21 protein-coding genes are annotated in these 21210 nt (G+C 72.7%); 7 read left to right on the top strand and 14 right to left on the bottom strand.

Annotation, left to right across the window (positions count from 1 at the left end; translation table 11 throughout):
• The first annotated feature begins 24 nt into the window (after window positions 1-24).
• Complete coding sequence (locus Q9R28_RS16425) at window positions 25-2289, top strand: FdhF/YdeP family oxidoreductase (RefSeq protein WP_251160760.1); 2265 nt, start codon at window positions 25-27, stop codon at window positions 2287-2289.
• 145 nt (window positions 2290-2434) lie between these two features.
• Here the strand turns inward: Q9R28_RS16425 and Q9R28_RS16420 are convergent, their stop codons facing one another.
• From Q9R28_RS16420 to Q9R28_RS16380, 9 genes are all read right to left on the bottom strand, one after another.
• Window positions 2435-3304, bottom strand: a complete 870-nt coding sequence (locus Q9R28_RS16420; RefSeq protein ID WP_311206634.1) for a hypothetical protein — start codon at window positions 3302-3304, stop codon at window positions 2435-2437.
• Entirely contained in the window at window positions 3301-3861 is a 561-nt protein-coding gene (locus Q9R28_RS16415; protein WP_066656163.1) for an RNA polymerase sigma factor, read from the bottom strand. The genes Q9R28_RS16420 and Q9R28_RS16415 overlap by 4 nt, the downstream gene beginning before the upstream one ends.
• A gap of 67 nt (window positions 3862-3928) precedes the next feature.
• Window positions 3929-4438 carry a hypothetical protein gene (locus tag Q9R28_RS16410; protein ID WP_311206633.1) on the bottom strand — a complete coding sequence of 170 codons (510 nt, stop codon included), beginning with the start codon at window positions 4436-4438 and terminating at the stop codon, window positions 3929-3931.
• A 120-nt stretch (window positions 4439-4558) separates the two neighbouring features.
• Window positions 4559-6406 (bottom strand): choice-of-anchor G family protein, encoded by a 1848-nt coding sequence (locus tag Q9R28_RS16405; RefSeq protein ID WP_245172510.1) that lies wholly within the window; start codon window positions 6404-6406, stop codon window positions 4559-4561.
• A gap of 65 nt (window positions 6407-6471) precedes the next feature.
• Window positions 6472-7197, bottom strand: a complete 726-nt coding sequence (locus Q9R28_RS16400; RefSeq protein ID WP_066656170.1) for a hypothetical protein — start codon at window positions 7195-7197, stop codon at window positions 6472-6474.
• Window positions 7194-7781, bottom strand: a complete 588-nt coding sequence (locus tag Q9R28_RS16395) for a signal peptidase I (RefSeq protein ID WP_066656173.1) — start codon at window positions 7779-7781, stop codon at window positions 7194-7196. The genes Q9R28_RS16400 and Q9R28_RS16395 overlap by 4 nt, the downstream gene beginning before the upstream one ends.
• Window positions 7778-8458 (bottom strand): acyl-CoA dehydrogenase, encoded by a 681-nt coding sequence (locus Q9R28_RS16390; protein WP_209685865.1) that lies wholly within the window; start codon window positions 8456-8458, stop codon window positions 7778-7780. Before Q9R28_RS16390 ends, Q9R28_RS16395 begins: the two co-directional genes overlap by 4 nt.
• Before the next feature lie 236 nt (window positions 8459-8694).
• Window positions 8695-10296: an MFS transporter gene (locus Q9R28_RS16385; protein WP_251155737.1), complete on the bottom strand. Its 1602-nt coding sequence runs from the start codon at window positions 10294-10296 to the stop codon at window positions 8695-8697.
• A 197-nt stretch (window positions 10297-10493) separates the two neighbouring features.
• Entirely contained in the window at window positions 10494-10718 is a 225-nt protein-coding gene (locus Q9R28_RS16380; protein WP_066658679.1) for a PLDc N-terminal domain-containing protein, read from the bottom strand.
• A gap of 111 nt (window positions 10719-10829) precedes the next feature.
• Between Q9R28_RS16380 and Q9R28_RS16375 the strand changes: the two genes are divergently transcribed.
• The 3 genes from Q9R28_RS16375 (at window position 10830) to Q9R28_RS16365 (ending at window position 13216) form a co-directional block, all read left to right on the top strand.
• Complete coding sequence (locus Q9R28_RS16375; protein ID WP_209685867.1) at window positions 10830-11246, top strand: HIT family protein; 417 nt, start codon at window positions 10830-10832, stop codon at window positions 11244-11246.
• Window positions 11247-11352: 106 nt separating this feature from the next.
• Window positions 11353-11784 (top strand): hypothetical protein, encoded by a 432-nt coding sequence (locus Q9R28_RS16370; RefSeq protein ID WP_251155735.1) that lies wholly within the window; start codon window positions 11353-11355, stop codon window positions 11782-11784.
• 1 nt (window position 11785) lies between these two features.
• Window positions 11786-13216, top strand: coding sequence for an FtsX-like permease family protein (locus tag Q9R28_RS16365; RefSeq protein WP_311206632.1), 1431 nt, complete (start codon window positions 11786-11788; stop codon window positions 13214-13216).
• A 30-nt stretch (window positions 13217-13246) separates the two neighbouring features.
• Here Q9R28_RS16365 and Q9R28_RS16360 read toward each other — a convergent pair whose 3' ends face one another.
• The gene (locus tag Q9R28_RS16360) at window positions 13247-13675 is read right to left on the bottom strand and encodes a hypothetical protein (RefSeq protein WP_311206631.1); all 429 of its coding nucleotides are present in this window, start codon (window positions 13673-13675) and stop codon (window positions 13247-13249) included.
• Between the two features lie 211 nt (window positions 13676-13886).
• Complete coding sequence (locus Q9R28_RS16355; protein WP_066656188.1) at window positions 13887-14336, bottom strand: DUF4383 domain-containing protein; 450 nt, start codon at window positions 14334-14336, stop codon at window positions 13887-13889.
• A 161-nt stretch (window positions 14337-14497) separates the two neighbouring features.
• Between Q9R28_RS16355 and Q9R28_RS16350 the strand changes: the two genes are divergently transcribed.
• Window positions 14498-15220 (top strand): tyrosine-protein phosphatase, encoded by a 723-nt coding sequence (locus Q9R28_RS16350; protein WP_311206630.1) that lies wholly within the window; start codon window positions 14498-14500, stop codon window positions 15218-15220.
• Window positions 15221-15321: 101 nt separating this feature from the next.
• Here Q9R28_RS16350 and Q9R28_RS16345 read toward each other — a convergent pair whose 3' ends face one another.
• Complete coding sequence (locus Q9R28_RS16345; protein ID WP_311206629.1) at window positions 15322-16188, bottom strand: SMP-30/gluconolactonase/LRE family protein; 867 nt, start codon at window positions 16186-16188, stop codon at window positions 15322-15324.
• 29 nt (window positions 16189-16217) lie between these two features.
• Window positions 16218-17246, bottom strand: a complete 1029-nt coding sequence (locus Q9R28_RS16340) for an LLM class flavin-dependent oxidoreductase (protein WP_311206628.1) — start codon at window positions 17244-17246, stop codon at window positions 16218-16220.
• 59 nt (window positions 17247-17305) lie between these two features.
• Between Q9R28_RS16340 and Q9R28_RS16335 the strand changes: the two genes are divergently transcribed.
• Both Q9R28_RS16335 and Q9R28_RS16330 read left to right on the top strand, forming a co-directional pair.
• Window positions 17306-19216 carry an ABC transporter ATP-binding protein gene (locus Q9R28_RS16335; protein WP_066656205.1) on the top strand — a complete coding sequence of 637 codons (1911 nt, stop codon included), beginning with the start codon at window positions 17306-17308 and terminating at the stop codon, window positions 19214-19216.
• Between the two features lie 431 nt (window positions 19217-19647).
• Window positions 19648-20136 (top strand): hypothetical protein, encoded by a 489-nt coding sequence (locus tag Q9R28_RS16330; RefSeq protein WP_311206627.1) that lies wholly within the window; start codon window positions 19648-19650, stop codon window positions 20134-20136.
• Window positions 20137-20160: 24 nt separating this feature from the next.
• Here the strand turns inward: Q9R28_RS16330 and Q9R28_RS16325 are convergent, their stop codons facing one another.
• Window positions 20161-21108, bottom strand: coding sequence for a LysR family transcriptional regulator (locus tag Q9R28_RS16325; RefSeq protein WP_066656220.1), 948 nt, complete (start codon window positions 21106-21108; stop codon window positions 20161-20163).
• Window positions 21109-21210: the final 102 nt, after the last annotated feature.

Below are 21210 nucleotides of genomic sequence, written 5' to 3'. Positions count from 1 at the left end.
AAGGACGACGTGACCGACGCCGAGATGACGGTCGGCGAACCGAAGGAGTGGGCCGCAGGCGTCCCCGGCGTCCTGCACTCGATGGCCCCGGCGATCGAGCAGCTGGGCGTGGCCCGCACCGCCAAGCTCATGCTGAACCTGAACCAGAAGGGCGGGTTCGACTGCATGAGCTGCGCCTGGCCGGACCCGGACAAGCGCAAGACCGCCGAGTTCTGCGAGAACGGCGCAAAGGCGGTCGTGTGGGAGGCCACCCCGCTGCTCGTGCCGCGCACGTTCTGGTCCGAGCACTCGGTCCACGACCTCGCCGACAAGACCGAGTACTGGCTCGGACAGCAGGGCCGCATCACCGAACCCGTGTGGAAGCCCGCGGGGAAGGACCACTACGAGCCGGTCAGCTGGGAGCGGGCGTTCCGGATCATCGCGGACAAGCTGAACGGGCTCGACTCCCCCGACCAGGCGTCGTTCTACACCTCCGGGCGCACCTCGAACGAGGCGGCCTTCGTCTACCAGCTCTTCGTCCGTGCCTTCGGCACGAACAACCTGCCCGACTGCTCGAACATGTGCCACGAGTCGACGAGCCTCGCGATGGCGGAGGTCGTCGGCATCGGCAAGTCGACCATCGCCTACGACGACTTCGAGGAGACCGAGCTCATCATCGTGATGGGCCAGAACCCCGGCACGAACCACCCCCGGATGCTCACCGCGCTCGAGGACGCCAAGGAGAACGGCGCCGAGATCGTCGCCGTCAACCCGCTCCCCGAGTCGAGCCTGAAGCGCTACAAGAACCCGCAGAAGGTCCGGGGCATCGTCGGCCGCGGGACCGAGATCGCCGACCAGTTCGTGCAGATCCGGCTCGGCGGCGACATGGCCCTGCTGCAGGCGCTCGCGAAGCGCGTCGTGCAGGCCGAGCTCGCCGCCCCCGGCACGGTCGTCGACCACGCCTTCATCGCCGAGCACACCAGCGGGTACGAGGCGTTCGTCGAGCACGTCCTGCGGGTCGACGACGACGAGGTCCTCCGCGCCACCGGCCTGACCACCGAGGAGATCGACGAGCTCGCCGAGCGCTACATGCGCTCCGAGCGGACGATCATCACCTGGGCGATGGGCATCACGCAGCACACCAAGGCCGTCGACACGATCAAGGAGATCATCAACCTCCTGCTCCTCCGCGGGAACATCGGCCGACCCGGCGCCGGCGCCTCGCCGATCCGCGGGCACAGCAACGTGCAGGGCGACCGGACGATGGGCATCTGGGAGCAGATGCCGGACAGCTTCCTCGACGCCCTGGCGGAGGAGTTCCACTTCGAGCCGCCCCGCGAGCACGGGGTCGACGCCCTGAAGGGCATCACGGCCATGCAGCGCGGCGAGATCAAGTTCTGGATGGGGATGGGCGGCAACCTCGTCGCCGCGATCTCCGACAGCCAGCTCGCCGAGGCGGCGTTCCGCGGCACCGAGATGACGGTGCAGGTGTCGACGAAGCTGAACCGGTCGCACGCCGTCGTGGGCGAGGAAGCCCTGATCCTGCCGACGATGGGCCGCACCGAGATCGACGTGCAGGCCGCGGGTCCGCAGTTCGTCTCGGTCGAGGACACCGTGTGCTCCGTGCACGGCAGCCACGGGCAGGTCCCGCCGGTCGCCCCCGGGCTGCTGTCCGAGGTCGCGATCGTCTGCGAGCTCGCGAAGGCCACCCTCGGTGACCGCGTGGCCGTCGACTGGCAGGGCATGCGGGACGACTACGACGTGATCCGCGACCACATCAGCCACGTCGTCCCCGGCTTCGACGACTACTCCCGCCGCGCCGCGAGCAAGGAGGGCTTCGTCCTGCCGAACGGTCCCCGCGACTCCCGGACCTTCGCCACGAAGACCGGCAAGGCGATGATCACCGTGAACGAGCTCGAGCACGTGGAGCGCCCCGAGGGCACCCTGCTGCTGCAGACGCTGCGGTCACACGACCAGTACAACACGACGATCTACAGCCTGAACGACCGGTACCGCGGCATCAAGAAGGGCCGCCACGTCGTCTTCGTGAACCCTGACGACCTGGTCGAGCTCGGGCTGCAGGACGGCGACCGGGTGGACGTCGCGACGGTGTGGGACGACGACGTCGAGCGCGTGCTGCGCGACTACCGGGTCGTCGCGTACCCGAGTGCTCGCGGGTGTGCGGCGGCGTACTTCCCCGAGGCGAACGTGCTCGTGCCGCTCGACAGCGCGGCGAAGGGCAGCAACACGCCGGTGTCGAAGGCGGTGCCGGTGCGGTTGACACGGGTGGCGGTGCCCGCGGGCGTGTGAGGCACGCGGGCGGCGGCGCGTGACACGCGTCCTGCGACGAGACCGCTGTCGTTCGACAGCCGCGACGTCGCGGAACGCGCACCGCTGACGGACGGGAGGCACGGTGCCAGCCGGCACCGTGCCTCCCGTCCGCCGCGGTGCCGGGTCAGGGCTCCGGGTGCTCGCCCTGCCAGATCGTGTCGACGGCCTCGAACTCGCGCGGGTAGCACTGGGTGTCGTAGACCTCGATGCTCTCCGACGCGATGCCGTACCGGTACCAGGGCCCGTCGCCGCCCGGTGTCGAGCTCCACAGGCCGTCCGCGGCGTACGTGAGCGGGACGACGGCCATCGGGTGGCCGGCCTGGGCCATGCACGCCTGCAGCCGGTTGAACGCCGTCGTGTACTCCTGCAACGTGACGACCCCGTCGTCGGTCTCGGCGTCCTGCTGCGGCGACGGTCCCGCGATCGTCGCCCGCTGCGTCCACGACGTCCACAGTGCCCACCGTGCCGATCCCGAGGCCGCGACCGTCACCCGCACCGCCCCGACGTCGACCGGCAGGAGGCCCACCGTGACCGGATCGTGGCCGTCGCGTGCGGGTGTGCAGGACTCGCCGCCGACCGGGGTGCCGTCGACCTCGACGCGGAAGCTCCCGGCATCGAGGCAGGTCCACGCGACGGTGAGCGCGTCCGCACCGCGGGGCGGATCGACGACCGTCGTCGTCCGGTCCCCGTGCGCCACGAGGAAGACCGGGTCCCCGAGCACGCGCGCGTGGTCGCCCTCCTCGACCTGGTACCGGGCGGAGATCGCCAGCCCGGTCTCGACCGCGGTATCGGGGTCCGCGCCCGGCAGCGCCGCCGCGGTCAGGCCGCCGGTCAGCCCGCCGCCGACCACGAACGCGGCGAGGACGGCGAGCACGGTGGCACGCGTCGGGCGTCGGTGACGGGCCGGGGCCGTCCCCGGAGCACCGGTGCGGTCGACCTCCGCGACGAGCGCGTCGCGCATGGCGGTCAGGCGGGGGGAGAAGTCGTCGTTCACAGTGCGCCTCCGAGGGGTTCCGCTGTGGCTGTGTACCGCTTGTGGAGCCGGGCCTTCGCCCGGTGGAGTCGGGACTTGACGGTCCCGGGGGCGACGCCGAGCACCGCCGACGCCTCGCGCTCGCTGAGTCCCTCGAGCACGCAGAGGGTCAGGACGCGCTGGTCGTCGAGCGACAGCCGCCCCATGGCCGCGACCGCACCGCCGTCGCCGAACTGCTCCGCGGGGTCGGGCGCCGGCTCGGGCGCCGGGAACCGGCCGAGGAACGCCCGGTGCCGGTGCGCCGACCGGGTGACGTTGTGCGCGGTGTTCGTCGCCGTGACGAGGAGCCACGGCAGGAGCGAGTCGTCGACGAAGCGGACGTGGTCACGGCGCCGCCAGGCCTCGAGGAAGGTCATCGCGACGACGTCGTCCGCGTCGGCCGGTGCTGCTGCCGGGACGAGGCCGACGGCATGTCGCCGGAGCCTCGCGGCGTGCCGGTCGAAGACCCTGCCGAAGGCCTGCCCGTCCCCCGCGAGGCTCAGGGCCCAGTCGGCCCGGTCCCCCGTGATCTGGTTCATGTCAGGTGGTGTCCGCACCGACGCGATCGGTTCCCGGCTCGGCGTGTCGCGCGCGGGCGCGGCGTGTTCAGCGCTGGTCGGCGGCCTCGCGCGGCTCCGTGATCCGCTCCCCGGTCTGCGGGTCCCAGCCGATGGTCCTCGGTTCCTGCGCACGCGGGCGTCGCTCCCAGCGAGGGAACCACGGGCGTGCCGACGGCAGGTACAGCAGCACGGCAGCGGCGACGACAGCGACCGGCTCGAGCGTGGCCCAGTCCGCGCTCCCGACGGCCACGGCGATCACGACGTTCACCAGGGCGAAGGCACCCAGCACCCCGAGCCACACCCGCGCGGTGCCGGAACCACGCCACACGAGCAGGGTCGCCCAGGCGAGCAACGCGCAGATCCCGATGCCGAGCACCCCACCGATCACCGCGATGAGCGGACCACCGGACTCGTCCTGCGCCAGCTGCACCGCTGCCACCGAGACCGTGGTGACCCGTACCAGCAGCACGACCGCCCAGATCGCCAGGGCCGCGGTGACCACCGTCGGTCGTCGCAGCGGTCGGTCGCTGTCCTGCGCGCGGTCGTCCGTCGTCACGGTGCCCCCTCCGGTCGCTCACGGACTCGTCGCCCGCGTACCGCGACGGTAGCGGAGTCGAGACGCCGACGGCAGCCCTAGGAGACGACCCGCTCCGTGTCAGCGCGGCGGCGGAGGCCCTCAGGACCGCGGGGTACCGAGGTCGACCAGGTTCGGCCCGACCGTCGACGACGCCAGGTCGACCCGGGCGAGGGGTGTGCCTCCGCCCGGTCCGAGGACACCGATGCGGATCGCCGTCACCGAGTACGCGCCCGTCCTCGCGTACCGACCGTCACGGGAACCGGGGAGGTCGCGCTGCACGTTGACCTGCACCGACAGCAGCGCGGGGAGCGCCCGGAGCACCGGTGTGACCGCGGCCACGAGCGGCCCCGTCGCCGCTGCCAGGGTGCTGCCCGCGGTGGTGACCTGGGCCAGGAGTCCCCTCGCCACACCCTGGACGACTCCCGGGAGGTCCTCCGTGAGGCCGCTGACGAGCAGGCTGACGAGACCGCCCAGTCCGAGGTCGAGCCCGAGCAGCTTCGACCCGACGGTCACGGTCCCGCTCCCGCCGGCGGCGGTCCCGAGCCCGCTGTCCGTGCGGATGTCCAGTTCGACGACCGGTGTCCCGAGCAGGCCGAGCAGCTGGACGTCGAGCGCGACCTGCAGGCGCAACGCCTCGAGCGTCGAGGTCAGGACCGCCGCGATGCGTTGCGTCCAGGCGTCCAGCATCGCCGTGACCCTGGCCGTGAGCTGGTCCACGAGACCGGCGTCGAGGACGATCTCGGTGTTCGGGGGCAGGCCGTTCAACCCCGAGGACCGACCACCGACGAGCCGTGCGAGGTCGACGTGGACGCTGCCGGACGCGAGGTCGACCGTGACGACGCCGTCGGTCAGCGGCTCCCGGGTGATCGGGGCGATCGCGGTCCCGAGGTCGGCTCCCTGCAGGGTCACGCTGCCGCGCACGGTCCCGACGCGGAGCGTGCCGCCGAGCAACTCCGCGCCGATCTCGGCCCTGACGGCGTTCGCGAGCAGCCCGCCCGGACCGGCGAGCTGGGCCACCGCGCCGTCGAGCGTCCGCACCGTGCTGTCCACCGAGCTCGTGAGCGACGAGACGAGCGGACTGTCGATCCGCAGGTCGAGCCCGGCGATCCCGTAGTCGCGCGTCACCCGCCGCGACCCGTCGGCAGCGGCAGCCGCAACGGGAGCCGTCGTGGTCCCCGTCGCCGCGAGCAACGCAGGTCGGACGGTGGGCGCGTCAGCACCTGCACCGGCCGCGGTGGGACCCGCGGTCCCCCACACCTCGTCCTCGAGCAGGTCGCAGCCGTCGAGCTGCGCCGAGGATCCCACGGCCCCGACCTCGAGCCCGACGTCCGAGACGTTCCGCAGGTCGACGACCCCTGCCAGGGCCTGCCCGAGGTCGAGCGTCGCCGGCTCGGGCAGCGCCTCGGTCGGCGTGGTGTCGGTGACGAGCACGCCCCCGGAGTCACTGACCAGGCCGGAAGCGGCGACCGACCTGCCCGTGGCGACGGACGTCGCGACCTGGTTGACCGCTCCGGCCGATCCTCCGGGCAGTCCGGTGCCGAGGCCGGTCAGGTCGAGTCCGGCGACACTGCCCAGGACGCCGACGTCGAGGGGGTTGCCGTACGCGGCGGTGGTCTCCGTGCGGGTGATCTCGGGCGCGGTCGCCGGGCTGACCGAGACGCCCTGCGTGCCGGTCTTCGTCACGTCGAGCCCGCGCAGGTCCGCGACCGCCCCGAGGTCCTGCCCCGCCACGCTCCCGGCGAGGAACCGGCTCGAGGAGTTCGCCGTGTAGCCGACGTCCTCGCCGCACGAGAACGACGAGGTCCCCAGAGCACCGTCACCGTGCACCCACTCCGAGTCCTGCCACGTCGCGGTCGACGGGGCGGGTCCGGGGACCGTCACCGCTGCGGTCGCCCCGACCACCGCCACGATCCCGACCAGCACGGCGCCACGACCACGGCGCAGCATGCCGAGCACCGCCGGGCGGTGACGGGCACGGTGGCGCGGTCGCTGGCGGGGGCTCGTGCGCGGGATCACCGGGCGCACCCGTCGCTCGACGCCGCTGTCCGCCACACCCGGACCACCACCCCGGCGAGCACGAGCGCCGCCGCGACGAACAGCGGCGCCACGAAGGCCGCACCGGTGGAGGCCAGCGAGGTGGACGACGCCGTCGGCGACACCGGTGGCCCCGCGACCGCGTCGTCCGCGCTCGCGGTCACCCCGAGCCCCACGGTCGCTCGGAGTCCCATGAGCCCGTCGTCGGCCGAGGCTCCCGCGGTGTCGGCGACGGCGAGCTCGACGAGCAGCCAGGTCGCACCGTCGCCGTCGGGATCGGAGACCGGCACACGGAGGGTGTCGGGCTCTCCCGGACCGACCGACAGGACCCGCTGCCCGCCGTCGCAGACCGGCACGGCATCGAGTCCTCGCCAGGGCCGCTCGCACGCCGACACGGCGACCCGGAGGCCGTCCGGGTGCTCGGCGAGCGCTCCGTCCCGACGGAGTTGCACCTCCGTCGCGATCAGCCCTGGTCGGTCGACACTGGTGCGCACCTGCCAGTGGACCGGTCGACCGGGCTGCAGCTCGGGTGCGCGCAGCGGGTACGGCGATGCCTCGAGCACGAGACCGCCCGGTACTCCGGTCTCGGGAACGACGTGCCACCCCGCTGCGACGGCCGCACCGCCGCTGGCGAGCCCGAGGACGGCGCAGATGACCGCTCCGGCCGCGGTGACTCCCGCACGAGCGCCCGCCGTACGACTCATGCTCGCGCTCCGGTGTCGTCGTCCCGAGCGGTCCGTCGTGCTGGCCAGAACGACCACACGACGAGCAGGCCGACCGTCGCCACCGCCAGCCCGCGGGCAACGGGGGTCGAGGACCACTGCAGCACGTGCCCGAGCCCGGGGGCGCTGGCGACGGTGAGCCGGGCCTCGCGGACGACCGAGGGATCACGGTCGATCGTGTCGTTCGCGTCGCCCCGCATCGTCAGCGACCTCGCCTCCGGGTCACCCGGCACCCGATCGACGGCGACCACGCGGTGGGTCACCGGCAGCTCGGATCCCGGTCGCGGGACCGTGACGACCTGCCCCGGTCGCACGTCAGCCGCTGCGATCCGCTCGGACACGACGACCGCCCCGGCGGGGATCGTCGGGCTCATCGACCCGGTGGTCACGACCACGAGCGACAGCCCCGTCGTCGTGGCGACGACCCACCACGCGACGCAGAGGACACCGACGACCCCCGCCACGGCGACGACGACGGCTCGCAGGCGGTGCAGCACGCCGCGACGGCGTGCAGCGGCGGTCGAGACCACTGCCGCGCTGTCCTGCACCGGAACGACCCCGGTCACCTCGAGGTGGCTGCGAACATCCATGCCGGCGCCGCGGTCCGTCCCTGCAGTGCGTCGAGCGCGACCCCGGCGGGCAGCGACGGCGTGGTCGGGAGCGACACCTCGAAGCAGTACGCCTGCTCCGAACCGGCGTCCGCCGCGAGCGCCTGGCTCGCGGCGGCTCCGGTCGACGCAAGGGGCCCGTCGGCGATGACGGTGCCGGTGGTGAAGGCCGTCGCACCGCACGGGACGCCGTCGGCCGTCGTCGCGACGCGGACCTGCAGGGCTTGCCAGAGCAGCTCGCCGGGGTCGGAGGTCGTCACCCCGGTCGCGGTCTCCGCCGCCGCCATCCGCACGTCGCCCGCGATCGAGCCCGCCACCGTCCGGAGTCGGACACCGGCGTACGTCGCGTCGCCCGGCGAGAGCGCGATGCCGTCGAGGCCGAAGGTCATCTCCTGGCCGGGGTTCTCCTCGGCCTGCGTCCACCCGGAGTCGAGCGCCGCGGTGACGTTCTGCTCCACCTCGAAGGTGGAGGTCCCGATCCCCGGCCCTCCGGTCCCGTTCCCGCCGAACACCCACTCGGTGTCCGTCCACGACGCGAGCGTGTACCCGACCCCGCCGACGACGAGGGCGCCGCCGGCGACGAGCGCCGCGGCCCTGGTGCGCCGCGAAGCGGGCGCGCTGGACTGTCCTGACATCGTTGCTCCTGATCCGTGCACGCGGACGCCGGTGGTGGGCCGGTCCGACACGGCGGGAGCTGGTGAGGTCCCCCGTCGGCGGCTGTCCGCTCTTCTGGGGACATGCTGCCGGACCTCCGGCCGGAAGACAAGCCAACCGCGAGGATTGCTCCGGAGACTACGGACGGGAGGCGCGGTGCCCGCTGGCACCGCGCCTCCCGTCCGTCAGCTGGTCGCCGCGCAACGGTCGCGCCCGTTCAGACGGACGCCTCCGTCCCGCGGACCTTCCCCACCACGACGTCGACGATCCCGGCGATGAGCGCCGCCGCGACGAAGACCAGGGAGACCCCGAGCCCGAGCGGCAGGCCCTGCGAGTAGTCGCCCTTCGTGCTCGCCAGCGACGAGTAGAACACGCTGCCGACCGCGGCGATGCCGATCGCCGAGCCGACGCGGGCCCCCACCTGGATGAGACCACCTGCGGACCCGCCCTGCTGGACCGGTACCTCGGAGAGCGTGAGCGTCTGGTTCGGCGAGATGGTGAGACCCGACCCGATGCCGGCGACGAGCAGCGGCAGCACGAGCCACCAGCCGAGGTCCGGGCCGTAGTGTTCCGCGACGACCCAGACGACCGCGCCGAGGCCGATGAGCACCAGCACGGTGCCGACCACGATGAGCTGCCGACCGAAGCGGTGCACGATCCGGCCGCCGACGGTCGACGCGATGCCCGAGCCGATGGCGAACGGCACCGACGCGACGCCCGCGAGCAGCGCGGAGTACTGCAGGCCCGACTGCAGCGCCAGGGTGAGGACGAAGAACAGCGGGGTGAACCCGGCGAAGTAGACCGTGGCGAGACCGACCCCGAGCGAGAACGACCGACGGCGGAACAGCCGCAGGTCGACCACGGGCTCGTGGTCCCGGCCGTAGCGGCGCTCCCAGAGCACGAACAGCACCGCGAACACCACCGCGGCGACGACGAGCCACCACTTGGCGTTGCTCTTCCACTGCTCCGACTGCACGAAGGGCAGCAGCAGCGCGACGACCGCGGCGCCGAGCAGGACGATCCCGACCGGGTCGAAGTCGTGCTTCTGGCCGCGCTCCGCCTTCGGCGTGGTGGGCAGGTAGCGGAAGGCGAGCAGGATCGTGACGAGCCCGACGGGCAGGTTCACGAAGAAGACGAAGCGCCACCCGTTCTCGGTGCCGAACGCCGTGATGAGCAGGCCGCCCACCAGCGGACCGATCGCGGTGGCGATGCCGACGGTCGCGCCGAACAGGCCGAAGGCGGTGCCGCGCTCCTTGCCGCGGAACAGCTGCTGGATCAGCGCGGTGACCTGCGGGGTGAGCAGACCGCCGGCCAGGCCCTGCACCAGGCGGGCGACGACGAGCACGAACCCGTTCGGGGCGAAGCCGCAGAGCGCGCTCGCCACCGTGAAGAGTGCGACACCGACGACGAACATGCGGCGACGGCCGACGGCGTCACCGAGCCGGCCACCGGGCACGAGCAGCAGTCCGAACGCCAGGGCGTACCCGGACAGGATCCACTGGACGGCCTCGGGGGTCGCGCCGCTCAGGCCGCTCGAGATGGACTGGAGTGCGACGTTGACGATCGACACGTCGAGCAGGACGATGCCGCCGCCGAGCAGGCAGATGACGAGTGCCTTCCACCGGTTCGGGTCCGGGGCGTCGTCCTGCTGCTGCGCCGGTCGTCCGCCGGTCGGCTGCTGCTGGTCGGAGTGCTGCTCGGGGTGTTGCTCGGCCTGCGGCCCCGAGGGCTGCTCGGCGCTCGCGGCGTGGTGCGCGGTGTGGTGCGCGACGGTGGGAGCCGCATCGGGCTCGACGGGTCTGCGGTGTTCGGCTGCCATGACGATGCCACGCTAGGCCGGACCCTCGGGGCGATCCGCAGGCTGTGCGGTTCTTGTCCCCCGATCCGACCCGCGGACGCCGAGGACACCGCGAACACCTCGGACACCTCGGACACCTCGGACACCTCGAACACCTCGGACACCTCGGACACCTCGGACGCAGCAGACGCCCCGGACGGGCCGGTGGGGCCGGAGGGTCAGCGCCCCGTGCGCTGCAGGCCGTCCGCCGCCCTCCCCAGGAGCCAGTTGACCGCCCAACCGAGCACGCCGACGACCGGCACCAGGACGATGACGAGCGTCCAGACGATCTTCACCGCGTCGCTCCGGCGTCGGTCGCGCCAGACCTGCACCAGCGCCAGCACGTCCAGGGTCAGCAGCAGCACGAGCACCAGCACGTGGGCACCAGCGAGGTTCTCGAACACGTCGTCCTCCTTCGTCGTCGGAGGTCCCACGCTAGGACGCACCCCGTGTCGGTCGCGTCCTCCGCGAGGACGACCTCACTCCCCCTGGTCGGCGTCGACCAGACTGGAGCGATGGAGTCGTGCACGTTCTGCAGCATCATCGCCGGCGGGGAACCGGTCACCTGGGTCGAACGCGAGGAGCACGCCGTCGCCTTCGCCCCGCTCCCGGCATCGGCGCTGGCGCCCGGGCACACGCTGGTCGTCCCGGTCGCCCACACCGCGGACCTGCTCAGCGCCGACCCCACCTCGCTCGCAGCCTGCACGGCGCTGGCGCGACGGGTCGGCCTCGCGCTGCGGGGTGCCCTCGGCGCGACCGGGACCGTCCTCCTGCAGGCCTCCGGCACCGACGCCGGGCAGAGCGTGCCGCACCTGCACTTCCACGTGGTGCCCTGCTGGCCGGACGACGGCACGACGCACTGGCCGGAGCCGCCGTCGGCGCACGTGCACGACGGCGATCCGTACGCCGACCTGCGGGCGATGTTCGAGTAGGCGCGGCACCGGATGTCATCCCGGAGGAGCACGTCGGTCCTCCGCTGTGCCGATCCCGCCGTGGGCCGCGGTGCGCTGTGATCGTCCCAGACACGAAAGGCTCGACATGCCCCGCTCCACGATCACCGCTCCCCTCGCCGTCGGCGTGCTCGCCCTCGGCGCCCTGACGCTCACCGGCTGCTCGGCCCTCGGCGACCTCGCCCACGACCGGGTGACCTCCGAGGCCTCGACCCGCGCCGACCTCGACTCCGCACCCGACTGGCTGCCCTCGGACGCCAGCGACATCACCTCGGTCGCAGGCACCGGCGGGAAGGGCTCCGACACGACCCCGACCACGCTGGTCTTCACGAGCACCGACGGTGTCACCGACGACGCCTGCAGCACGACGCCCCGGCAGTCCGCGCCGACGATGGACGTCGACGGTGCGCCGGACGTGTACAAGGCCACCTCGGTGCTGCGGTGCGGCCCGTGGTCGATGACGTCGACGGGTGACCGCTGGGTCGCCTGGACGCCGAACCCGGGCGACGGCGGGTCCTGACGTGCCCCGTCCCCGCGGCCGCCACCGACGCACGAGGACGCGGCGCGCCCGTCCGTTCGGCGAGCACCGCGCCACGGTCGCCGTCGCGGCCCTCTCCGCCGGCCTCGGCGCCCTCGTCGTCACCGGCGCCGAGGCCGCGCACCGGATCGTCGAGCTCGGCGAACGCACCGGGTCGAGCGCAACGGTGGCCGCGATCCTGCCTGTCGTGGCGTGGGTCTTCATCGGGATCGCCCTGTACGTCAGCGCCGTGGTCGCGTCCAACACCTGCGCGACCGTCATCGCCGGCCGCACCCGCTCGCTCGGACTGCAGCGTGTCCTCGGTGCCACCGGTCAGCAGCTCCGCTGGCAGGTCACCCGGACCGGGGCGACCTGCGGGATCGTCGGCGCCGCCGTCGGCACCGTCCTCGGCGCGGTCGTCGCGGACGCCGCGCTCGCCGTCGCCGCGGCCGCGGACGTGCTCCCGCCGCTCGGCGTCGTCGCCCCGCCGTCCCTGGTCCCGATCGGGCTCCTGGTCGCGGTCATCACGACGGTCGCGTTCCGCATCGGCTCCCGCGCCGTCCTCACCATCTCCCCGCTCCGCGCGCTCGAGGCCGGCGTCGAGGCCGCTCCCGGCACGACCCGTTCCGTCGGCCGCACGGTGACCGCGAGCACGCTCTCCCTGCTCGGCACGGCGGGGCTCGGCGTCGCCGTGGTGCTCGGCGCGACGAGCGTCGACTCCCTGCTGCTCGCGGTGGCCTGCGGTGCCCTGTCGTTCACGGGCGTCGTGGTCGCCGCCCCGGTGCTGCTCCCCGCCGTCCTGCGGATCGCGGCCGCCGCGTCCGCCCGGTCGGTCGTGCCGGCGATGGCCGCACGGAACTCGCTCCGGGCGCCGAAGCGCACCGCCCGCGCGACGGTGGGGCTGCTCATCGCGGTGACGCTCATGGCCACGTTCGCCGTCGGGTTCTCGACCTACGCCAGCATGCTCCGGGGCCAGGCCGCGGACGACCCCGAGTACTACCGCGGCATCCAGGAGCAGTTCGACCAGCTCGCGGTCATGTTCACCGGCCTCGTCGGTGCCGCCGGGGTCATCGCGGCCGCCGGGGTCGTCGCCGTCACGGCCCTGACGACCGCGCAGCGGGGACGTGAGCTCGGACTGCTCCGGGTGGTGGGCGCGACGCGGCAGCAGGTCCGCGCGCTCGTCCTCGCGGAGACGGCGATCACGGTCGCGGTCGCGGTCGTGCTCGGCGGGCTGCTCGGCACCGCGTACGGCTGGGCCGGGGCGTACACGCTGCTCGGCGCGACCAAGGGTGCGGAACTCATCGCACCCGTCGTGCCGCTCTGGCTCGTGGTCGTCGTGGTGGTCGGCGCTGCGGGCACCGGGCTCGCCGCTGCGCTGGGCCCGGCGGCACGAGCCGTGCGGGCGGCCCCGGTGACCGCGCTCCGGTACGAGTAGCGCCCGACGGGGCCGGCCCGTGACCCGGGGTCAGCCGGCCGCCCGGCGCACGAGCTCCCGGAGCCGCTGCTCGACCTCGTCGGTCCACTCGACGACGGCGAACGAGGTCGCCCACATCGCGCCGTCGTCGAGCGTGGCGTCCTCCTGGAACCCGACGGTCGCGTAGCGCGCACCGAACTTCGAGGCCGGCTGCACGAAGGTGACGACCTTGCCGTCCCGCGCGTACGACGGGAACCCGTACCAGGTCTTCGGATCGAGCTCCGGAGCGACCTCGGTCACGAGCACGTGGTAGCGCGCGGCCAGGACCTGGTCGAAGCCCACGAGTGCCTCGATCGCGGCCGTGCACGCCTCGCGCTCGGCCTCGCGCTTCGCGGCGCCCTTCAGCCCGCGCGTCGCCTTCCGTTCCGCTGCTGCCTGCTGCATCGCGGCTCGCTCCGCGTCGCTGAACACCTCGGCCATGCCCGTCTCCCTCACCGATCCGCCCGGTCCGCGACCGGTGCTGACGGCATCCTGGCACCGCCGGTGCGGACCGCGCGACCCGGCGGACGGGAGGCACGGTGCGGGTCGACCACGAGCCTCCCGTCCGTCCCGGCGCACGCCCGTGGCCCACGGACGACAGGAGCGCGCCGGTCCGAGGACCGACGCGCTCCTGTCTGCGCTGGGCTGGGTGTCAGCGGGTGGTGCGTCCGGCGCGGGGCAGGAGCACGCCGAGGACGATCATCGCGACGGCGAGGAAGGCGTGCAGGACGTTGTCGGCGCTGTTCAGCGGGACGAAGTTCGCAGCCCCGGCCATGCCGGCGACGAAGAGGCCGAAGACGAACAGCACGGCGTAGACGATGCCGCCGATGAGCAGGTACGAGCGCGAGCCCGCGGCCGAACGGGCGGCGAGCAGGCCGACGATGCCGAACAGCAGGTGCACGATGTTGTGGAGCACCGACACCTGGAACAGGCCGAGGAGCATGGCCATCGAGCTGTTGCCCGCGAAGGACAGCGTGCCCATGTCCATCGTGAGTCCGGGGATGAAGCCGGCGATGCCGACGATGAGGAAGACGATCCCGAAGAGCAGTGCGCCCTTCTGGACGAGGGTCGAACCGGTACGGGGGGTTGCTGCGCTGGACATGTGGTCTCTCCTTGTGTGCGAGGACCGGGTCGTGGTTCCGGTCGGGGACGTGACGCGTGTCACGCTCGGTTGCCTTTCACGGTAGACATGCAGCCTGCTCTCGGTTTCCCCCCGTCCGGGGGCACGCGCCGAACGGACAGGACCCGTCGTACGGTGGGAGGGTGCGGGAACTCGACTGGGACGGCTACCGGAACGTGCGGGACCTCGGCGGGCTCCCCACCCCGTCGTCCCCGACCGGTGCGACGCAGCGCGGCCGGATCGCACGCGGTCCGCGCCGCGAACTGCTCACTGACCGGGGCTGGCAGGACGCACGCGTGTGGGGGCTCCGGTCGGTGGTCGACCTGCGGTGCGCCGACGAGGTGGGGCGTCGCGAGGGCGATCCCCTCGTCGCTCCGGACGCCCTCACCGACATCACCGTCGTCGCGGCCCCGACCGAGGACCAGGACGACCCGGAGTTCCGCGAGGTGTGCTTCCCGATCCTCGACTCCCCCGAGTACTGGCGGCACAACTGGCGGATCCTGCCCGACCTGGTGCTCGGTGCGCTGCGGGCGATCGCGGACGCGCCGTCCGGGGTGCTCGTGCACTGCGGTGCGGGGCGCGACCGGACGGGCATGATCAGCACGCTGCTGCTCGCGAACGCCGGCGTCCCGCCGACGGCCGTCGCCGAGGACCACGCAGCTTCCGTCCGCGCGATGGCCGGCACCGGGACCCACGCTCCGGGTGACCGCCAGGCGACCTGGGATGCCGACCAGGTGACCAAGTGGCTCGCCACCGTCACACCGATCGTCGAGGACGTCGCCGCCGACGTCGACGCGGCGTTCGCCGCCGTCGGTGCCGACGACGACCTGCGCGCACGGTTGCGCGCCCGACTCACCATGCCCTGACCACGCGGAAGCCGTCGGACGGGAGGCACGCTGCCGGCCCGCACCGCGCCTCCCGTCCGTCAGCTGCGCCCCGCCGTCGACTGCTCAGGTCGGTCGTGCGGTCACGGTCCGGGGACGGTGACGCGGACGGCGCTGATCCGCCCGGCGCGCGTGCGCGCCGTGGTGTCCGGGTCGTAGCTGTCGGCGGTGGCGAGGTAGAGGGTGCGACCGTCCTCGCCGCCGAGCGCGCAGTCGATCGCGCACAGGCCGGGGGCGTCGACGCGGTCGGTGACCTCGCCGCCCTCGACGACGCGGAGGAACTCCCCCGTGTCCACCGAGCAGACCCAGATCGCGCCCTCGGCATCGACCGTGCTGCCGTCCGGCGTGACGCCCTCGGGCAGCGCCGCCCACTCGCGGCGGCCGGTGAGCGACCCGTCCGGCTCGATGTCGAACGCGGTCAGTCGACCACCCCAGGTCTCGCTGACCACCAGGGTCCGCGTGCCGGGGAGCACGTTCGCGCTGTTCGGGAACACCAGGCCGTCGGCGGCGAGCCGGGCGGAGCCGTCCTGGTCGACGACGTAGAGCGGTCCCGGGCGGAGCTCCTCGCCGCCGTACAGGTCGTAGCCGAACGCGCCGACGTACGTCCGGCCGGTCGCCTCGTCGACGACCAGGTCGTTGAGGAGCGACGGTTCGGTCGACGACAGGTCGGCGAAGGGCTCGTTCGTACCGTCCGGGCGGACGACCTGGATCGTCCGCGAGTTCATGGCACTGACGATCAGCCGGCCGTCGGCGAGCCACCCGAGGCCGGACGACTGCCCGTCGATGGTCGTCTCGAGGCGCGGCCGCGCGTCCGGCGAACCGGGGTCGACCGAGAAGACCTCGCCCGTGTGCATGTCGGAGTACCAGAGTCGGCCGTCGTGCCAGCGGTTGCCCTCGGGGAACCGGATGCCGGAGACGACCTCGGTCGCGGAGTCGATGGTGGTGTGCACCCGCCCAACCTGCCACTCGGGACTGGCGGTCACCTGGCGCTCGTGGACGGCGTCCAGCCGAGCTCGGGGCCGAGCCGCCCGGCCATGTCCTCGATGATCTGCGCGTAGTCGTCGGGCGCGAACGAGAACGGCAGCGCGAAGGCGACCTCCGTCGCCACCTGGTACCCGGCGTCGGCGCGGAGTCGATCGGCGATCTCGGCCGAGCTCCCGACCAGGTCGGCGGCGAACAGCAGCTTCCCCGGCCCCTGCGGGACCCCGACCCGACCGGCTCGCGCCGCGGCGTAGGCCCGGTACCGCTCGACCTGCTGCGGCGTCGCCGAGTCGGTCGGGATGACCACGAGGCCCTGCGAGACCCGCGCCGAAGCAGGGTCCGGGTGCGCGTCGAGGTAGGCGTCGACCTGCGCGCGCTGGTTCGCGGCGAAGTCGGTGCCGACCTCGCTCCGGGTCACGCTCGAGGTGAGCAGGTGGAAGCCGTGCTCGGCCGCCCACACCGCGGACCGCGTGCTGCCGGTGCCGTACCAGATCCGGTCGGCGAGCCCCGGGCTCTGCGGTTGGACGGTCGTGGCGAACTCCTCGATCCCCCGGCGCTCCACGGCCGCCGTGACGGGGTCGCCGCGCACGAGGTCCCGGAAGCGCAGGAGTCGGTCGTTGCCGAGGTCCTCGTGCTCGGCGGTGTCCGGGTGGATCGCGTCACGGTAGAGGTCGTAGTGCATGGGCGTCCCCACGGAGAAGCCGGGCTGCAGCCGACCGCCGAGCAGCACGTCCACCGTGCCGAGGTCCTCGGCGAGGCGGAACGGGTTCTCGGCGCCGATCGGGGTGACCGCGGTGCCGAGGGCGATCCGCGAGGTGCGCTGCGAGGCTGCGGCAGTGATCGCCACGGGCGACGAGATGCCGTGCTGCAGGTGGCGGTGCCGGAGCCAGGCACTGTCGAAACCGAGGGCCTCGGCTCGCTCGATCACGCGGAGCGTCTCCTCGTGGCCGTCGGCCGGGCGCACGGGGTCGAACGAGCCGATGGTCAGGAAGCCGAGGCGCTCGAGGGGCCGGTCGTCGGAGGGCATGCTCCGATCGTCGCAGACCGGGGCGCGGGGCGTCGGTGGTCCCGACGTATCCTGGCTGCATGAGCATGGAAGGCGCTGCCTGGAGCTCGCTGTACAAGATCTCGTCCGCGAAGGACGCCGGGCGGGGCTTCTCCCGCGAGTCGCTCCGACGGATCATGACGTTCGCCGTGCCCTACAAGGTGCAGCTCGTGGTGTTCATCGCACTGTCCGTCGTGGGGGCGTTCCTCGCGGTCGCGACGCCGGTGCTCGCTGGCCAGGTCGTCGACGTCATCGCGGCCCGCGGCGCCGTGTCGACGATCGTCTGGTTGGCCCTGGTCATCGCGCTCGTGGCCGTCGCCGACGCCGCGTCGTCGCTTCTCACCCGCTGGTACTCGGCGCGGATCGGCGAGGGCGTCATCCTCGACCTCCGCACCGCGGTGTTCAACCACGTGCAGAAGATGCCGATCGCGTTCTTCACCCGGACCCGGACCGGCGCGCTGGTCAGTCGGCTGAACAACGACGTGATCGGCGCGCAGCAGGCCTTCAGCGGGACGCTCTCCGGCGTCGTCACGAACTCCGTGGCACTCGTGCTGACGCTCGTCGTCATGCTCAGCACCTCGTGGCTGGTGACGGTCATCGCCGTCGTCATGCTCCCGGTGTTCCTCGTCCCCGCACGCCGGATGGGCAGCCGCCTCGCCGCGCTCCGCCGCGAGGCCGCCGACCACAACTCCGCGATGAGCACGCAGATGACCGAGCGGTTCTCCGCACCCGGCGCGACGCTCGTCAAGCTGTTCGGGCGCCCCGACGAAGAGGCCGAGGAGTTCCGCGTCCGCGCCGCCCGCGTGCGGGACATCGGCGTCCGCACCGCGATGCTGCAGTTCGTCTTCGTCACCGCACTCATGCTCGTCTCGGCGCTCGCGCTCGCACTCGTGTACGGGCTCGGCGGCACGCTCGCCCTCGGTGGCCAGCTGAACACCGGCGACGTCGTCACCCTCGCACTCCTGCTCACCCGCCTCTACGCACCGCTCACCAGCCTGGCGAACGCGCGCGTCGAGATCATGAGCGCCGTCGTGAGCTTCGAGCGCGTCTTCGAGGTGCTCGACCTCCGGCCGCTCATCCAGGAGAAGCCCGACGCCGTCACCCTGCCCGACGGTCCCGTCGCGGTCGAGTTCGACGACGTCCGCTTCGCCTACCCGTCCGCCGACAAGGTCTCCCTCGCCTCGCTGGAGGAGGTCTCCACGCTCGACACCCGCGGCGGTGACGAGGTCCTGCACGGTGTCTCGTTCCGGATCGAGCCCGGGCAGACCGTCGCTCTGGTCGGGTCCTCCGGCGCGGGCAAGTCCACGATCGCGCAGCTGCTCTCCCGCCTGTACGACGTCGACAGCGGCGCCGTCCGACTCGCCGGCACGGACGTCCGCGACGTCACCTTCGCGTCACTGCGGCACACGATGGGCATGGTCACGCAGGACGGGCACCTGTTCCACGAGACGATCGGCGCCAACCTGCGCCTGGCCCGCCCCGAGGCCACCGACGACGAGGTGTGGGACGCCGTGCGACGCGCACGCCTCGAGCCGCTGATCCGGTCGCTGCCCGACCAGCTCGACACCATGGTCGGCGAGCGGGGCTACCGACTGTCCGGCGGCGAGCGCCAGCGCATGACGATCGCCCGGCTCCTGCTCGCGCAGCCCCGCGTCGTGATCCTCGACGAGGCGACCGCCGCGCTCGACTCGACGTCCGAGGCCGCCGTGCAGGCCGCCCTGAGCGAGGCGCTCGACGGTCGCACGGCGATGGTCATCGCGCACCGGCTGTCAACCATCCGGAGCGCGGACCTCATCCTGGTCATCGAGGACGGCTCCGTCGTCGAGCGCGGCACGCACGAGGAACTCCTCGCCGCGGGCGGCCGGTACGAGGAGCTGCACCGGACCCAGTTCGCCGTCCAGGCGGACCAGGCGCCGGACCCCGCTCCGCTGCGCGGGAGCGGCATCCGCTGACGGCGCGACCGCAGCGTCCTGTGACGGGCTGCGGGCGGACGTGCGATCGCGCCCAGCGCCGGCCCGGAGGCGCGTGGTGCGCGCGCCCCGCGCCTCCCGTCCGGCGGCACCGCGGTCCGCAGCCGTCAGCCGCTCCGTGCCCGAGACCGAGATCGGGTCCACGTCCGTGACGATCCCGGTGCACGAACCGCGGCATCCGTGCACCGGGATCGTCACGCGGCGGACGGGACGTGGCCGCCCCGTACTCGGCTCCCGGCTCGCTCGGTGCGACGAGGCGCAGGATGGCGTCGTGTCGTCGCTCACGCCGCCACGGGACAAGGAGTCGAGATGACCGCGTACCACCTCTCGAGGCCGGCCTCGGGATCGTCCTCGGGATCGTCCTCGGAGCGGATCCCTGACCGATGCGGACGGTGAGGGAACACGTCCGTGCGGTGATCGCCGTCGTCACTGCGGCGACAGCGATCGTCGTCATCACCGGTTGCAGTGGAGGAAGCCGCGTGGACTCGGAGAGCAACGGGGCCGTGAGCACTGCCGAGGCCCGGCAGTCCGTGCAGGACATCGTCGACCGGACTGCCTCCTCACTCGAGGGCGACTGGGAGGTCTCCAGCGGGCCCTCGGTCGAACAGTGCAGCAAGAGCGACGGCAGCGACGGCGCTGCCTACAGGTACATCAAGGCTCTCGCGAAGCCGACCGGTGAACCCGAAGCGGACATCGCCGTCGTCGAGAAGCTGTGGGAGGAAACCGGGATCACCACGCAGCCGTACGAGAGCGGGGGCGACGACCCGATCCTCGGTCTCCGCGGCGCAGGAGGCCCGACCACGTCCATCAGCTTCCTGGCGGACACCCGTCGGTACACGGTCTCAGCAACGTCCGAGTGTGCTGACGGGGACGCCGTCGAGATGCAGCGCAACGGCGAGTGACGAGCGGCGGAGATCCTCGACGGATCAGTGCGGCCCGAGCAGCTCGACCCCGTAGCTGACGACGACCGCCCGCAACTCCTCCAGGTACGTCTGCGCCTGCTCCGTCAGGGGCACCGAGGAGTGCGCGATCCACCCGATCTCGATGCGCTCGTCGACGTCGAGCGGGATGGCGACGATCTCCGGGTCGAGGTCGTCGCTGATGAGCCCGGTCGAGATCGTGTACCCGCCGAGCCCGATCATGAGGTTGAAGATCGTCGCCCGGTCCGACACCCGGATCTCCCGCTTGCTCGACATCGTCGACAGGATCTCCTCGGCCAGGTAGAAGGAGTTGTTCGCGCCCTGGTCGAACGTCAACCGCGGCAGCTCGGCGAGGTCGTCGAGCGTCGCCCGCTCCTGCGACGCCAACGGGTTCCGCCGGGCGACGAAGACGTGCGGCTGTGCGACGAACAGCGGCGTGAACACGACCCCGGCGTCCCGCATGAGCTTGCCGAGCACCTGCCGGTTGAAGTCGTTGCGGTAGAGGATGCCGAGCTCGCTCCGCAGCGTCCGGACGTCCTCGATGATGTCCCACGTGCGGGTCTCGCGCAGCGAGAACTCGTACTGGTCGGCGTCGGCGCCCTCGACCATCCGCACGAAGGCCTCGACCGCGAACGAGTAGTGCTGGGCCGACACCCCGAGCAGCCGGCGCGACGCCTGGCGCCCGACGTACCGCTGCTCGAGCAACGACACCTGCTCGACGACCTGGCGGGCGTACCCGAGGAACTCGACGCCGTCGACGGTGAGTACGACCCCACGCGCGGACCGGGTGAAGAGCGGCCGGCCGATGCGAGCCTCCAGGTCCTTCATCGCGGCCGACATGGTCGGCTGCGAGACGTAGAGCAGGTCTGCGGCCGCGCTGATCGATCCTTCGGAGGCGACCTCGATGAAGTACCGCAGCTGCTGCAGGGTGATGTCGTTCGCAACGCGAGCCATAGGAACAGGCTATGCGACCGCATAGCGTCTCGGTATTACCTGATGACCCGCGCCTCCCGTCATGATCGGAGGACCCTTCCCACAGTGCCCGCGGGCGCTCGA

It is taken from the genome of Curtobacterium sp. BRD11 (genome assembly GCF_031844345.1).
GTDB lineage: Bacteria > Actinomycetota > Actinomycetes > Actinomycetales > Microbacteriaceae > Curtobacterium.
Note: the sequence above shows the minus strand (reverse complement) of the source record. Positions and strands in the feature narration are given on the sequence as shown.